Consider the following 14,964-nt stretch of genomic DNA (forward strand, 5'->3'; position numbering starts at 1 on the left):
TACCGAGATTGATGAAACTGCAAGTGACAAACGAATTACTCTTTAATTACTTTGCAGGGCAAACCACGCCCCTGCAAAATGAGCTGATTGAAGATTGGGCAAAAATTCCGGCGAACCGGGAGCTTTTTTTTGTTTGCCTGGACGAATGGGAAACCACCTATCCCCAATATATAGCGAATCTCGAAGCGGCATTGGAGAGGCATCGCGCGGGTCTGGAACAACGGCGCGACGCAGAGAGCGGCGATGAACGAACCGTGAAATTGCAGGAAGCATTGCCTGAAAAGAAAAGCCTTTTTCACCGTAAACGCTGGCTCGCGGCCGCGGTCGCACTGATTGTTTTGGGAGGGAGCATCGCTTTGTTCAAAGACCGGCTCCTGTACGAAAAGCATAGCACTGCTTTCGGTGAAATCAGGGCTGTCAGGCTTCCCGACGGTAGCTTGGTTACGCTCAACGCTCATTCTTCGCTGCTGGTACCCCGGCTCGGCTTCGAACGGTTTGACAGGGAAGTCGTTCTGACAGGAGAAGCAGAGTTCTCCGTCCGGCCCACCCCCACCCACAGGAAATTTACGGTAAAAACGTCGCGCGGCTTTGATGTAGTGGTATTGGGTACCGAATTTGTCGTCAATGCCCGCCCATCCACGTCCAGAGTCGTGCTTACGAAAGGAAAGGTCCGCTTGCTGTATGGCGGGGAGAGAAGCCGCCGGGCACTCACGCTCAAACCGGGCGAGCTGGTAACATTTGATGCGCAGGGCAATGCGAATCTCCGCCGGACTGCCGATGGCGAGGATTATTCGGCATGGAAAAAACACAGGTTCATTTTTGATCAGACCCCGTTGGCCGAGCTCGCGCCATTGTTCAGGGAGCATTTCGGCGTGGATCTCCGGATTGCCGATTCTACGATTGCCCGGATGACCATCACCGGCACATTCACAGCCCGTACGGATGATATGCTCCTGAGTTTCCTGAAAGAAGCGGCCCATCTCGATGTGCACCGAGAGGGGCAGACCGTCACCTTGTCGCGTTCCACCGCATTATAATATTAAGTTTAGTTAACATTCGCGTAGTGAGGGGGATGTAAATCGTCTCCGGGAAAAGCAAAGAACTCTTGTCACTTTATTTTCCTATTATGCGACTCACGCGATTGCTACCAGTTCCGCTCCTGTTAAACGTTTGGCTCGGGGTCCTCAACCCCGGTGTCGCCCAGGTACTGGCCTCGGCCCAGTTACGAATCGAGAAAACACCCTCGAAAAAACAACCCGCCACACGGGCATTAAAAGACGTGCTAAGGGAATTGCAGGCCCATTACCGTGTCGACATCGTCTTTTTCGATCACAGTGTCAACGGCTTAACCGTCCGTGCAGACAAGGTCAACTACAAAGCGCCCCTTGAAAAAAACATCTCCGGCATATTGAAGCCCCTGGGTTTGACTTATAAACGGACCAACGATGGCGGATACATGGTGATGGAAAAAGCGCCCGGGGAAAAGGCAAAAATCAACACGTACGTAGTCCCTTCGTTCTTTGGTGTATCTAATCAGAGAAATTTGATCTACACCGCTTCCATGGCCCTGCCGGCGGTGAAGAAAGTGGTGGTAGAAAAAACCATCACGGGGCAGGTCACCGGCGATGACGGCGGGGCTCTGCCGGGTGTCAGCATCGTGGTGAAGGGCACTACGCATGGTACCACCGCGGATGAGAATGGCCGTTACCGGCTGGCGACCACCGAGGACTCCCCTACGCTCATTTTCAGTTTCGTGGGGTACACCAGTCGCGAGGTGGTTGTCGGCAACCAATCCGTGATCGACGTTCGGTTGTCGGTCGATAACAAGGCCCTCGACGAGGTCGTGATCATCGGTTACGGAGATAGCAAACGAGAGGACCTGACCGGGTCCGTGTCTTCGATTAATGTCGAAAAGGATCTTAAAAATACACCCGCGACACGCGTAGACCAGATGTTACAGGGACGTATGGCCGGGGTTTACATCAAATCTACCAATGGCGCACCCGGCAGCCCTACGACAATCCGGGTTAGGGGATCGAGGTCTATCAGCGCTACCAACGAGCCGATTTACGTCATCGACGGCATTGTCGACCCCAGCGGCACGAACCTCAATTCCATCAATCCTGCCGACATAGAGAGTATCGATGTCCTGAAAGATGCATCCACCACGGCTATTTACGGTTCCCGCGCGGCCAATGGTGTGGTGCTCGTAACTACCAAAAAAGGAAAGGCAGGCCGGAACGATTTCCGTTTTTCTACCAGTCACGGCGTATCGCAGTTGCCCCGAAAACTCGATCTGATGCACACCCGCGAGTTTGCTGAGTTCATCAACGAAGCACGGATTGACGCAAAAATGCCTATTGTTTATCCGAATGTCGATTCCATCGTCAATCTGAGAGGCGAAAGAGGAACCGACTGGATGAATGCCGTTACCCGAACGGCCCCTTTTTCGACCTATGATCTTTCGGCATCGGGCGGGGCGAGCGGCGACCGCGGGTATACCTATTTTTTGTCGGGTAATGTACTGGATCAGAAGGGGATCATCAGAAATACCGGCTTTCAGCGCTACCAGGGTCGCCTGAATTTCACCAAAAACCTTTCTTCCAAAGTCGACCTGGGGATTAATCTGAATATAAGCCGTGAAAAAAGGCAGATTACCAGTATCGCACTGGGTGCCAACAGCAACTGGGCGTCGTCGTACCTCTACCTGCCGCCGACCATGCCGGTTTACAAACCTGACGGTTCCTATGAAACTTTCAATCCGATCTGGTATTCGGGTGGGCATATCGACAACCCTGTCGCGATCACGGACAAAGTAAAAAACAGCCAGGTCGCCAACAATGTGATTGGAAACTTTTATCTGCAATATGAACCGATCCGCGGACTAAAATTGAAATCGACGCTGGGAATCAATTTCATCAACCAGCGCGGCGACACTTACAGCCCGTCCGACATGCCTACCAAAATTCTCAACAACGCCATGTACGGATCGGCATCATCGGATATTTACAACACAACCAGCCTGATTAACGAGAACACGGCGAACTATTCCACGAGCATCGGCAAGCATCACATCGATTTCCTGATCGGCAACAGCTACCAATCCAGGAAAGTCGACCGGCTGTATGCATCGGGTGGCCAGCTCACCAACGACATTACCCAATACAACAACCTCGGCCTGACGGAACAGGCGTACAGGGGCATTGCTTCCAATCTCGACGAAAATACGATCGTCTCTTTCCTCGGCCGTATCAATTATGATTATAAAAAACGGTATTACCTGACGCTCACAGGCCGCCGCGACGGCGCGTCCAACTTTGCGGCAGGCAAAAAGTGGGGCTTTTTTCCGTCGGGCGCCATCAAATGGCGGGTATCCGCCGAGCCTTTTTATGAGACCTCCCGGATCAAACACTTCATTTCAGACCTTTCCCTTCGGTTGACTTATGGTGTTTCAGGAAACCAGGGGATTGTCAACTATCAGTCGCTGGCGTCGTTGAATGCCAACAGTAACTCCTACATTTTTGGTGGCACGCAGGCCCTGGGGTACACGCAAGGTAACCTCATGAACGACAAACTTACCTGGGAAACCACCGGTCAGCTGGATGCCGGTCTGGACTTCGAACTTTTTAACGGCAGGATCAATCTCGTGGCTGATTACTACCGGATGCTGAGCAAAAATCTGCTGCTTACCGTACAGGTCCCCTCGCAAACAGGGTATTCCTCGCGCCTGGTTAATCTCGGGAAATCTTTGAATGAAGGTTTTGATTTTTCGATCAGCGGGGATGTGATCCGGCGCAACGACTTCAGCTGGAATGCCGTGATCAATATCTCGACCAACCGCCAGGAGGTAACGGACATCGGGCCGCTTACCAAGGTAGCACTCGATGCCGGATTCGGCTATGGTGTGATTACCAGTTACCTGGAAAAGGGCATCCCTATCGGGGCCAACTACGGTGTCGAATATGCCGGCACATGGAAAAACCAGGCTGAAATCGACGCCGAGCTGCAAAAGGCCGCTGGCAACAGGACCTACGTATCTGCCGCCAGCTTTTACAAACCCGGTGGCCCGCGGTATCTGGATTACAACCACGATGGGGTGCTGAACACCGTGGACTACCACTACCTTGCACCGGCTAACCCCAAAGTTTACGGCGGCTTCGGAAGCACACTGAGCTACAAGCGACTGTCGCTCGATTTCTTTTTCCAGTTCAGCCAGGGGCACAAGATGTATAACGGGCAGGAGTTTTTCATGGGGACCGGTGCCTATCTGACCAACCAGTTCAGGTATATGGTTAACCGCTGGTCGGAAAGAAACCCTGACTCGGACATCCCGGCCGTCAACTCACGTGATAATATCCCCACGAGCCGTTTTCTGCACGATGCTTCGATGCTCCGGCTCAAATCGGCGCAGATCAGCTACAACCTGGGCGGGCTTTTCCTGAAAAAAGTCATCAAAGACATGCGGGTTTATGTAAGCGGCTCCAACCTGTTTTTGCTGACCAAATACAATGGTTTTGACCCCGAAGTCAACAACGGAGGCGGGAGTTCCACGATCATCGCGGCGGATAACGGGAGTTACCCTAATGCCCGTGTCGCTACATTCGGTTTAAATGTTTCGTTCTAATTCATGCTCATTATCAAGATGAAAATCCAACTAAAGGCCGGGAAAATATACGCATTCCTGCTCATACTGACCGGCGGCATTTTTCTACAAGGATGCGATAACGCTTTGAACGAAGATCCAAAAACGTTTATAGCGCCGGACAATTTTTTCACCAATGCCGACCAGTGTACCCAGGCAGTGAACGGCGTTTACTCATCCCTGTATGGCGTTTATGGCGCTACGGCGTTCTGGTCGATGACCGAGCTTGGGACCGACCTCTCGTTCAGCACAGACGCTAATAACCTTGTGCCCAACGACTTTACATTCAATTCGGGGAACACCGGGACGGGCGGAATGTGGGGGACATTATACGGTGCCATCAAAAACAGTAATATGGTGATTGCCCGGGTATCGAAAGCGCCTATCGACGAAAAAATCAAAGCGCGGCTTGTGGGCGAAACGAAGTTCCTTCGGGCATTGTGGTATTTTATTTTGACCAATACATTTGGCGATGTACCGCTCTGGACCGACGAACTGGACATAGATGCCGTAAGCCAGCTTCCGCGCGCCCCGCTTGCAGATGTACGCGCGCAAATCGTAAAAGACCTGAGCGAAGCCGTGGAAGCGCTTCCATTGACTACGAGCGCCGGCGACGCGGGCAGGGTAACCCAGGGAGCCGCGTTGACGCTCCTGGCCAAAGTATATTTATACAACCAGGATTGGGCCAACGCACAAAAGACCGCATTGCGGGTGGTTGAAAGCGGCAAGTATTCCCTGCTTCCCAGCTATGCCGATGTTTTCGACATCTGGAACCGGAATAAAAACAATGCGGAATCTATTTTCGCCGTGCAATTCCTGCGCAACGCGGCTACATCCAACAACGTCCGGACCCACCAGCTGGTGAACTACTACATGCCCACGCGTGATGCGGGATTGAGCACCTACGCGGGGGTTGATTTTGGTAAATATGTAATCGACGGATGGCATGTTTACATCCCCACAGCCAAACTGGTGGATATGTTTGAACCCAACGACCTGCGCAGGGAGGTTGTGCTCGGTTATGGCTACAATGGCCAGAAGTTCAAAACCTGGCCTAAGGAAAATCACCCCTGGTATGGCCCCAAATTCTGGGACCTGGAAGCCAATGCGCAGGCGAGCGGCAAGAACCTGTATGTGCTCCGGTATGCCGATGTACTGCTAATGCTGGCGGAAGCCTATAACGAACAGGGGAACACAGCCGAATGTGCAAAATGGATGAACGAAACAAGAAAACGTGCGGGATTGAAACCATTGGTGGCCGGACTTTCCAAAGACAATCTGCGGGAGGCAATCATGAAAGAACGTGCCGTTGAATTCGTGGGGGAATACCAGCGCAGACCGGACCTGGTAAGGTGGGGAAAACTGCTCGAAGCCGTCAAGTCCGTGGCAGACGACAATCCGGTAGGCGCCGCCAATATCAAGCCATTTCATAATTATTACCCGATTTCCGCCGACGAGATTATCAAAAACCCCAATCTGGTGCAGACTGCCGGGTACCAATGATGCCCGTGGGTGGTACTCGTTCAAATCAGAAGCGGAAGAGCGTGTTGCTCTTCCGCTTTTTTATGGGCCTGTGTTTATGGGCCCGTGCTCGTTCGCTCACTAATTGCCCGTTTGTTCGTATCGGCGTAGCCCATTTACGGCCATTTCAAGGCTATTTTCACATAAAGAATTGCTCCGAAATAATCTTTCCGTCAGCCACCGTATACACGCAGAGCTCAGTTAGGTTCTCCCGGTCCCTACCCTTCATTTTTATGTCCATCGACAGGACAAAGCAAAACGAATTTCCCGCAATTAGTGGTTCTGAAACGGTAGTGCCATGCCGGGATTCCACCATCGCGCTAAATTTCCTGTCTTTTTCCATCATCGCTTTCAACCCTTTGGTTTCCTTATCAAAGCCCGGAAATTCAGACGGTTCGATGCTTACCGCATTTTCTGCATACAGCGATTCAAGAGCTTGCGTAAATTGTTCTTTGCGGCAATGATCCGCCAAACGGGCTGCAATCTGGTCGATAGTCATAACGATTAGTGATTAGAGATAACAATAGGATTCGGATAAAAGACCTCCCTTTCAAATCGGCCAGCAAAAAGTGTTCCTCGATGCCTTGATATCGGTGAGCCCGTCTAATGCGGTGGCTGACTTATGATATATTTTTTTGACAATATTCTACCCCCTATTTGACAAGAAAACGCCCCATCCGTTTCATGACAAATTTTTAATATTACGACGCAGCCAATTCATGGTTGTTGCCATTCCATTCCGAGGCAACAATGCCTAAAATATGGAAAACATAATTAGTTTTAAATGTGAATGAAATTCATTTTAAATGATCCATTCACATAGTCAATATCACGCAATCGATATTGTCATTTACCCCTCCTTTTAAACCAATATTCTATTGGTCTAAAATAATCCGATTCAAGTCAAGCGCACCCTCAAAACAGAAAAGCAATTGATTTACTCACGGCTTAAACCTCGTAGCAAGTGAAAAAAAAATCTTTGACTGCAAACCATTACTTCAAACAACATTTTTAATTTTCATGTATTTGTCCGGTATTCCCTTTGCCTCAGCGCAAGAACCTACACCATTTGCTTGTTCCAGCCTTGCTTATCAAGTGAGCGGGCCCAATACCGAAAATTCGAATCTTTATAGCTACAATGTCACCACAGGCGCCTGAACCTTGCTGGGAGCATTGCCGGCGAGAGTTAACTCGATAGGTTACAACACGTGGAACAATTATCCGAGTAGTGACTTTCGGAAAATGGCGCTGTTACTCATACCTACCCTAATCCTGCAACCGATGATTTGACCATCGACGGGTTAGGCGGCGCGGAAACGATTAAAATCCTGGACACTTCCGGGCGCACACTGATCGAAGACCTCATTCATCAAGGCGAAACCAGGAAAACCGTTAACATTCGGTCTCTTCCGAATGGAATATACCTGATCAACATTCAAACGCCCGATGGCTATTCTGTTTCACAAAAGGTGATTAAGGGAAAATAGTTTTCTAATTGAGGATGAGAAAGGACGTGTGATAGAAAGGGAAAACCGGTATAAAGTAACTGTGAATTTTTGAAAACATTTAAAACGGGGCATTTTTCGCCCCGTTTTGCATTAACCTTTACTGGCGGAGATACGAAATCACATATTAAAATACATCAAGCCCAAAAAACCACCCCAAGTTGACAATTTCTTCCCCCATTGATATAGCTAAAAATCGAGTATTTAGCAATCGTATATCGATAAATCACAAGCAGGACATGCATCAAGCTTTTTTGAAGAAATCCGAACGGAATTAATAACTGCCGCAACCCTGTATTTATCCGAATGCTAAAACAATTTTTATTCTAATCAGTAAATTTCTATGGTTAACTACTACTCTTCACAAAGCAGCTTGATAAAAAGTGTCAGCTGCATTGCTTACGCTGTGCTATTTGTTTTGATGGCTTTTGCTTTTAGCAATGCCCAGCCCTGCCCTGTTCTGGATGGAGGCACACGATATTTTTGGTTTACAGGTACCGAGAATAACCGTTTCTTCTTCCCCGCTACGCTACCCGCGGGGAAAAGTGGGGACCCTCATTGTACTGCTGGAAGATTCGTAACTGAAGAGCCGAAGAATGCAGTATATCCGCTCCGTACAGTTACTATTAATCCCGAATTTACTGACGGGACTGTTGGCCGGGCTGTGCTGCGATTCGACCTTCTGGATATGTCCGGTACTTCTGCCACGATCAAAGTATATCCGGGGACTCTTGCTACTGGCGTTCCTGCGGAAGTAATTAATAGTACCAATGCAAGTTCTTATCTATTGCAAACACGTGTTTACAATGGCCCGGTCACCGTTACTTTTGAGAGCCCGACGGCTGGATCAAGCGGTGATTTTAATGTCAGAATCACTTACACGACGGGAGATCAGGTTGTAACCTCGCCATTCGGTTTTCAGGTGGCTTATTGGACTAATTTCATCACACCTAATTCCTATATCGCTCTTGAAAATTATCCGGATTGGGCTGTCCCAATCGCTACTGCCTATTTTAACGATTCAAAGCAATTGGTTTCTTCGCAAATATCTTTTTGTACCGATTACGGTGAGGACGCACCATCAATAGGCAATGCTAACTATCCAGGCGAGTTTGTCTTTCATCCTACTGCACGTCCTGACTATAATGAAAATGGGACAGTGGAGCCAATTGATGCAATTGTAGCAGCAAGAATGGTGTATATTTTATCACACGCCCCCCAGCCAATTTCGGATTTTGCAAATTTCATGGCCGTACAAAGTGCCATAGACGCGACCAATATTAATCCGAACATCAAATATGCGGGTCTTGCCGGGGAGGCTTACGATGCTATCCAATCTCTTCCTTCCCCTATCGAACCAGATTTCTCAATTGCAGGTCCCGGCACCAGTGTGCCAGCCGGAATTGCCCAGAATTTTGTAGTGGACCTCACCAATGATGGCGGGCACGTCAGGGTGTTTAGGCTGGAAGTTCCCGCGGGTGTTACCATTAATTCGGTAACAGGCTCAGGTGTGACTTATGACTCGGTGAACAAAACCATTACTTTCGCCTCCTCACCTGCTACGGCAACAGTTTCAGTAACCAGTGCAGTAGCCGGAGCTGCCACGGTGCGCGTCGTATATGATCAGCCCAACTTTTGGAATGTAAATAACCTGATTGTATACGAACCATGCGATTCCTACCCAAAATCCGCTTATCAGGGATTTTTGGGCATTAGCAATGGCGAAAGCCCCAAACCATTCCGCGAAGCATCGGCAACGTGGTTAGAGGCACCCGAAGTACCTGCGTTCGTTTGCAGCGACTCGCAAATTCTTTATTCAGGATCCCCAGGCGGTACAACTACGCTCTATGATGTGAATTATAGCTCCAATCCTCTTACCCGAACCCCGATTGGTGCTTCGGCAGCAAGCATATACAATGCGATCGGTTTTAATCCTGTGGATGGTCTCGTATACGGTATTCTCAGCGAGCTGGGCGCGAATTCAAATCATTTGATCAGAATAGACAGTACTGGTAGTGTCGTAGACCTCGGAGCAGTTACAGGTCTTCCTGTTCAGAACACAACCGAATACAATGCGGGTGATTTTGATAATGCCGGTTTCTTGTATGTGATGCATAATAATAGTAGTAGCATCTATAAAATAGATGTAATCAATAAGACTTCCACCGCTACTTCTCTAAGTCCGGCAACCGCTATCTCTTTATCGGATGTTGCGTATCATAACGGCCTCTTTTATGGCGTAAGGAACAGCAATAGTCAATTGGTTTCAATCGACCCGGCAACAGGCGCGGTAACTGATATTGGAACCGCATTTGGAACAGGTGTTTTCGGGGCGCTGATGGGTGGTTGTAATGGCATTTTCGGAATTGCCAATAATGGCGGATTCTATCAATTTGATATTACCACAGGTACAAGGGCCAAATTAGCCGATACGCCTTCCGCCCTATCAGGTGTCGACGGCGCTCATTGCCACACCGCGTGTATCGATACGGCCCCTCTACCTGTAAAACTCGTCGGTTTCACAGCAGTAAGCGAAGGCTCTGCCGCCAGTCTTACCTGGTCTACTACTGAAGAAGTAAACAGTAGCTATTTTGGCATAGAACATAGTGGGGATGCCAAAAGCTGGACTACCCTGAGTACGGTAAAATCTTATGGAGAAAGCGTGATTAAACGTGATTACCACTATACACATACTATGCTTTCAGCAGGTATCAATTACTACCGCCTCAAAATGGTGGATCTGGATGGTACGTTTGCTTACAGCCAAATCAGATCACTTAGAAATGATCAGTCCGTAAGTAATTTGAAGGCTTATCCAAATCCGGTGGTGAACGGGAAATTAAGCATCGATATTTCGGGTACCGGCTCCTATCAAGCAGAAGTGTACAGCCTGAGTGGTGTGCGTGTCATGCAATACAACCTGGGAACGAACCGTGAGTTAAACGTGGCTACATTAGGCGCGGGCATGTACGTGTTGCACATCAAGTCTGCGACCGGAGACGTTCACACGAGAACATTTGTAGTGAAATAAAAGGCTTATTATTAGTGCGGGGACTGGCTAAAAAGTAAATTTTCTGACCTGGGAATCGCCCATACGAGAATTCTCCCAGATAGATATCCGAATAAAATAAGGACACTTCGGACTTTTTAGTCAGCCCCTTGACATGCATTAAATGGAAGAAATTTACAGCCTGTAACGTGCAATGAAAGTGTTTCGCATCGGATAATTGCGGCCGGTTAACCTGACACCATTAAAAGTCGATGACTCATAAAACCATCCCGTTGCATAAACATAGCCATTAATAGTACAAATTTTGTTCACCCGGTCCTCATCAGTTCCGCCGTCCGAGATGGGGCTATCAATGGTTGGATTGAGGCTTTCGGGATCGACTTTGGTAATGATAATGTCCGTCCCCCCTTTGCTTTTTAGCGTAGGATTGCCCTTCATGGGAAACCACCCTTTGTCAGAGAATGATCCTGCAATGACGATTTCACCATTGGGTGTCAGCGCGATGCCGCCATGATAGTCCGGATTCTTCTCGTTAAACCCGTTGCGTGCATTATTCCGGACTTCACCATCGGCATTCCAATTAGCGAGAAAGACGTTTTCGTTATCACTACTATTGAGTTTCAACTCGCCGAGGTTCCCGCTATGCATGCCGGTCACATATACGTTTTCGGACGCTTCGTCCACTAAAATGTCATATGCAAAATCGACACCACTTGAAGCGGCACGGCGTGCCCATTGAAATGTTGGCCCGGCACGTTTCCATTTAGCAACAAAAACATCGACACTATCCACACCTTCAAGAGCGGTCGATGGAAATTTGATCGTTCTTAGAAATGCTCCGGTGATGTATGCGTCGCCGGACTTATCAACCGCTATTGCCTCGGGGGCCTGTATATTCCGGCCTGTAATCAATGCCGGGTCTCCAAATGTACCCTGCGCAGCGCTCACATCCATTATTACCAGAAAACCGTCTCTCTCATCGGCTAGTTTCCGATGGTTGTCAAATTCAATATTCTGGTTCTGTCCGTCCCCTTCGACGGTGCCGGTCAGATACAATTTGGGCCCCTCCGCGGCCTGGTAAAATGCCAGCGATCTCCCCTGGTCATTTAGTGGTCCGCCGAAAGTCTTGAACCAAAGCGGAGCTCCTGAGTTAGCATCGAGCATCGCTACAAATCCATCTAAATTACCCTTGGCAGATGTGCTCCCTCCCAGCAATGCATCACCCACGAAACCCGTCAAATACACATGGTTAGCACTATCGAGCGCAAGGGCATTGGCATGGTCGTTGCCTGAGCTGCCGCCCGTGTACACCCACTGGCACTGGCCCTCACTGTTGTACTTGGCCACAAAAAAGTCGTCGGCGCCATTGGACAAAGTGCGCGTAAATCCAATTCCGAAGTTAATTTCTCCGCTACCGGTGCCGGAAACGTAGACGTTCCCCTTTGCGTCGGCAACGATATCGGTTGGAAAATTCTGATCACCCGATATACTGAATGCATCAGGCGAGGGCGCTTCGATATTTACGATCTGAGTAAAGCCACTACTTCCTCCATCGACGCCCTTCACAATCAATTTTACCTCGTAGCTTTTGGCGGCTTCAAAACGATGACTTACAGAATCTCCCGGTTTTAACTCGCTGCCGTCGCCAAAATCCCACCAAATATTCTCCCCATTTTCCGACTCGCTGATGAAGGTAATTGTGCAAGGGGCCTTGCATCCATTTTCGGGAGTGAATTTGAATCGTGACACCGGCCTTTGAGGCGTCTCGATGTGGCACGCAATAACAATTGAAGCTAGCAGGATGTAGGTAAAAAATCTATTCATGAAAGACATTGGCCATTTTCTCGGTTTTCGCGAGAGGAATAATCCCGTTAATGATTAATCATTTAATAAATACACTCATAAACGGACGCATATCCATTTCCGCGATGTTGAGGTTGGATTTTCGGTAATAGAACCTGCTCCCGAAACGAGATGCGGAAACCGGAATTTCACAGTGCGCTACCGGCATACTGTTAATCTTGTCGACGACAAATGTTTCTCTGCTGTTGCCCAGAAACCTGAAATGGGCATTTTCGAAGTAATTCCTGTACAGAATATTCTTGTCTACCTTTTCCACAAATGCAAAATCGTTGTTGAATTTCAGGACGTCCCCAGCCTGCGAAAGAAGGTAATAATGGTCGCGGTCGAGGCTTAGCTGCGCGCAGGCCGAATCTTTTTTGGCAAACAACTCGTCCGAAACGAACGAGCGTATTTCATCGCCATCGGGCAAGTCTATGATGTTCTTTTGGGTCAGCCCCTCGGGCGAAAATTCGTGAATTTCGAGTTTGTCACGATGCAGAAGGTAGAGATCGCGCCCCTGGATCATGTAATCCGTAAAGTAGTTTTTACGCTCGTCCCAAACCTTCATGAAAAGTTGCCGGCCGGTGGACGCTTCGAATGCTGCGATAAACGGTGTACCGAAGCGTGCCGGGCTGCCATACTTCATTGCATGCCCCGTGTTGATCATGTAAAGTACATCACCTTCCCGGAACAGATGGGATTTACTGGTTTGTTTTTCGTTCAGGTCGGTGGACCAAATGGTTTTGCCTTCCAGCGAGAGACAGCTGATCTTGTTCTTGGCTGCGAAGAAAATCGTGTCTTTACTGAAAACAACATTCGAGCAAATGTCCAGGAAAAGGTTCATGTAGGCATTTCCACCGTAAGGTATCCCGTAGGCGTAATATGCGCCCCCGCTCAATGCGCCGCTCGCGGCGCCCATTGCCACGCCGGTGAGTACGGCCAGGCCCACCCGCTTCATATCCACCTTTTCGGCATGTGAAACACGGTCCACAGACCAACCTTCTCCGTCGGTAATCCGTACCCAATGCAGGCCCGACGATTTGATCAGCGCCGTCTCGTCGTCCAGCATTTGGAGGTCCTGCCAGCCATAAGTACCCGGTACGTACCTGTGCCAGACCGATTTACCATTTTCCAGGTCGATGCCCTGCATGACCCTGAGACCACTATCCTGCAAGTTGTAGCACAGTGCCCGGTCGAGCTCGGGAAAAACTTTGAACGCGATTCCCTTTGAAGTCCAAAGCGGCAACCCATTGTCGGGATTGAGCCTTTCCAGCTTGTTGCCCCGCTGTTGCAGTATTACATCTCCATCCAGGAGCAACTGGCTTTGCGCGTATTTGAATTTTTTCTGCCATTTGGTACGTCCGCTGGTGATATCGAAAACCATTACTTCGCCTTTGAAAGCCCACATCTCATTGTTAGGATTTTTCTTGCGGAGCATCACCGCGAATGACGACTCGTCGGGCAGCGGGTGAATGCGAAAAACGGGCATTCCAAAACCAATTTCCCTACCTTTCAGCGGCGTATTCGTCCTGAAATCAATTCCCGTTTGAAACTCATTAAAGAGAGGTTGGATTTTAGATTGTGAGAACGTGACTGCAACAGGATACAGCAAAAGAAAAAGCAGCAGATTTCTTTTCATGAATTAGATATTGAACTGATAGGTGAGGTATTTTTATATTCTAAATATCGAAAGTACCCGGCCATTATTTTCTCCCCGCCCAAAGTTTTCCATCAATTTTGCTTTGTGTCAGAAACGCCTTGTAGTCCTTGATGTTTGAAATAGCATTTAGAGCATGCTTTGCTGCGTAATTCTTAAATTTTTATAAGTCCTGCCCCTCATCAGCACTCATTGCAATAGATTTGAAGCACTTGTAAACTGCCTGCCGAAGCGAATATCGATAGATTTTCTCCATTTTCTCCTGGTCCGCATCTATGGATTCCACACCGAACTCAGCCATGGATTCACAGGAAATGAGCCGTTTATCGGTCGCCAAATCATACAGAGTAACCTCCATCCTGACATGGCCCCGTTCTCTCTCAGACATCGCCGTTGCAGAAAACTCTTTGTAAGCATCAACCAAAACAACGATTGCCTGTACGGACGGACCGGAGCCTTTGATATTATTCTTGAAAAAAGCCTCTATTTCGTGCCGGTGCTCGGCCGTAACGGCCGGTGAATGCTTGGCATAGCTTTTCGGAGTCGAAAAGGTCGGAATTTTCATTTCACCTGCCGAAACGTTTCTTCTGTTGTCGACTATTTCGATATGCTGAACCTGGTAGGCCAGGTTTACGTTCGGGACATCCTCGTCCAGTATTTTCGGCATTCGCTTGACTGGCACGCAGCTGATAATCAGAGAGCCGACCGTTGCAATAAAGAGCAGGAAAACGAAACGTTTAATTATCCTCTTAGTAGGAGTGTACATTATGTTGGTAATTATACCTTA

At 48.8% G+C, this 14,964-nt stretch carries 8 protein-coding genes and 1 pseudogene; 5 read left to right on the forward strand and 4 right to left on the reverse strand.

What is annotated here, in order from left to right; genetic code table 11:
* Positions 1–11 precede the first annotated feature (11 nt).
* The 3 genes from J7619_RS01815 (at position 12) to J7619_RS01825 (ending at position 6,145) form a co-directional block, all read left to right on the forward strand.
* On the forward strand, positions 12–1,037 hold the full coding sequence (locus J7619_RS01815; protein WP_291193329.1) for a FecR family protein: 1,026 nt from the start codon (positions 12–14) through the stop codon (positions 1,035–1,037).
* An 89-nt stretch (positions 1,038–1,126) separates the two neighbouring features.
* Complete coding sequence (locus tag J7619_RS01820; RefSeq protein WP_291193331.1) at positions 1,127–4,624, forward strand: TonB-dependent receptor; 3,498 nt, start codon at positions 1,127–1,129, stop codon at positions 4,622–4,624.
* A gap of 18 nt (positions 4,625–4,642) precedes the next feature.
* Positions 4,643–6,145, forward strand: coding sequence for a RagB/SusD family nutrient uptake outer membrane protein (locus tag J7619_RS01825; RefSeq protein WP_291193333.1), 1,503 nt, complete (start codon positions 4,643–4,645; stop codon positions 6,143–6,145).
* 157 nt (positions 6,146–6,302) lie between these two features.
* On the opposite strand, the gene J7619_RS01830 is transcribed toward J7619_RS01825, so the two are convergent.
* Positions 6,303–6,662, reverse strand: coding sequence for a SnoaL-like domain-containing protein (locus J7619_RS01830; RefSeq protein WP_291193335.1), 360 nt, complete (start codon positions 6,660–6,662; stop codon positions 6,303–6,305).
* Between the two features lie 775 nt (positions 6,663–7,437).
* Between J7619_RS01830 and J7619_RS01835 the strand changes: the two are divergent.
* Together J7619_RS01835 and J7619_RS01840 are read left to right on the forward strand one after the other, a co-directional pair.
* A pseudogene (locus J7619_RS01835) lies at positions 7,438–7,650 on the forward strand (T9SS type A sorting domain-containing protein); the annotation flags it as partial.
* A 361-nt stretch (positions 7,651–8,011) separates the two neighbouring features.
* Positions 8,012–10,699 carry a T9SS type A sorting domain-containing protein gene (locus tag J7619_RS01840; RefSeq protein WP_291193337.1) on the forward strand — a complete coding sequence of 896 codons (2,688 nt, stop codon included), beginning with the start codon at positions 8,012–8,014 and terminating at the stop codon, positions 10,697–10,699.
* 153 nt (positions 10,700–10,852) lie between these two features.
* Here the strand turns inward: J7619_RS01840 and J7619_RS01845 are convergent, their stop codons facing one another.
* The 3 genes from J7619_RS01845 to J7619_RS01855 form a co-directional block, all read right to left on the reverse strand.
* A complete protein-coding gene (locus tag J7619_RS01845; protein ID WP_291193339.1) occupies positions 10,853–12,502 on the reverse strand; it encodes a PKD domain-containing protein in 1,650 nt (549 codons plus the stop codon).
* Between the two features lie 58 nt (positions 12,503–12,560).
* Positions 12,561–14,159 (reverse strand): PQQ-binding-like beta-propeller repeat protein, encoded by a 1,599-nt coding sequence (locus J7619_RS01850; RefSeq protein WP_291193341.1) that lies wholly within the window; start codon positions 14,157–14,159, stop codon positions 12,561–12,563.
* A 181-nt stretch (positions 14,160–14,340) separates the two neighbouring features.
* Entirely contained in the window at positions 14,341–14,844 is a 504-nt protein-coding gene (locus J7619_RS01855) for a hypothetical protein (protein ID WP_291193343.1), read from the reverse strand.
* Positions 14,845–14,964: the final 120 nt, after the last annotated feature.

The sequence above is a fragment of the Dyadobacter sp. genome (genome assembly GCF_017744695.1).
In the GTDB taxonomy this organism is placed as follows: Bacteria; Bacteroidota; Bacteroidia; order Cytophagales; family Spirosomataceae; genus Dyadobacter.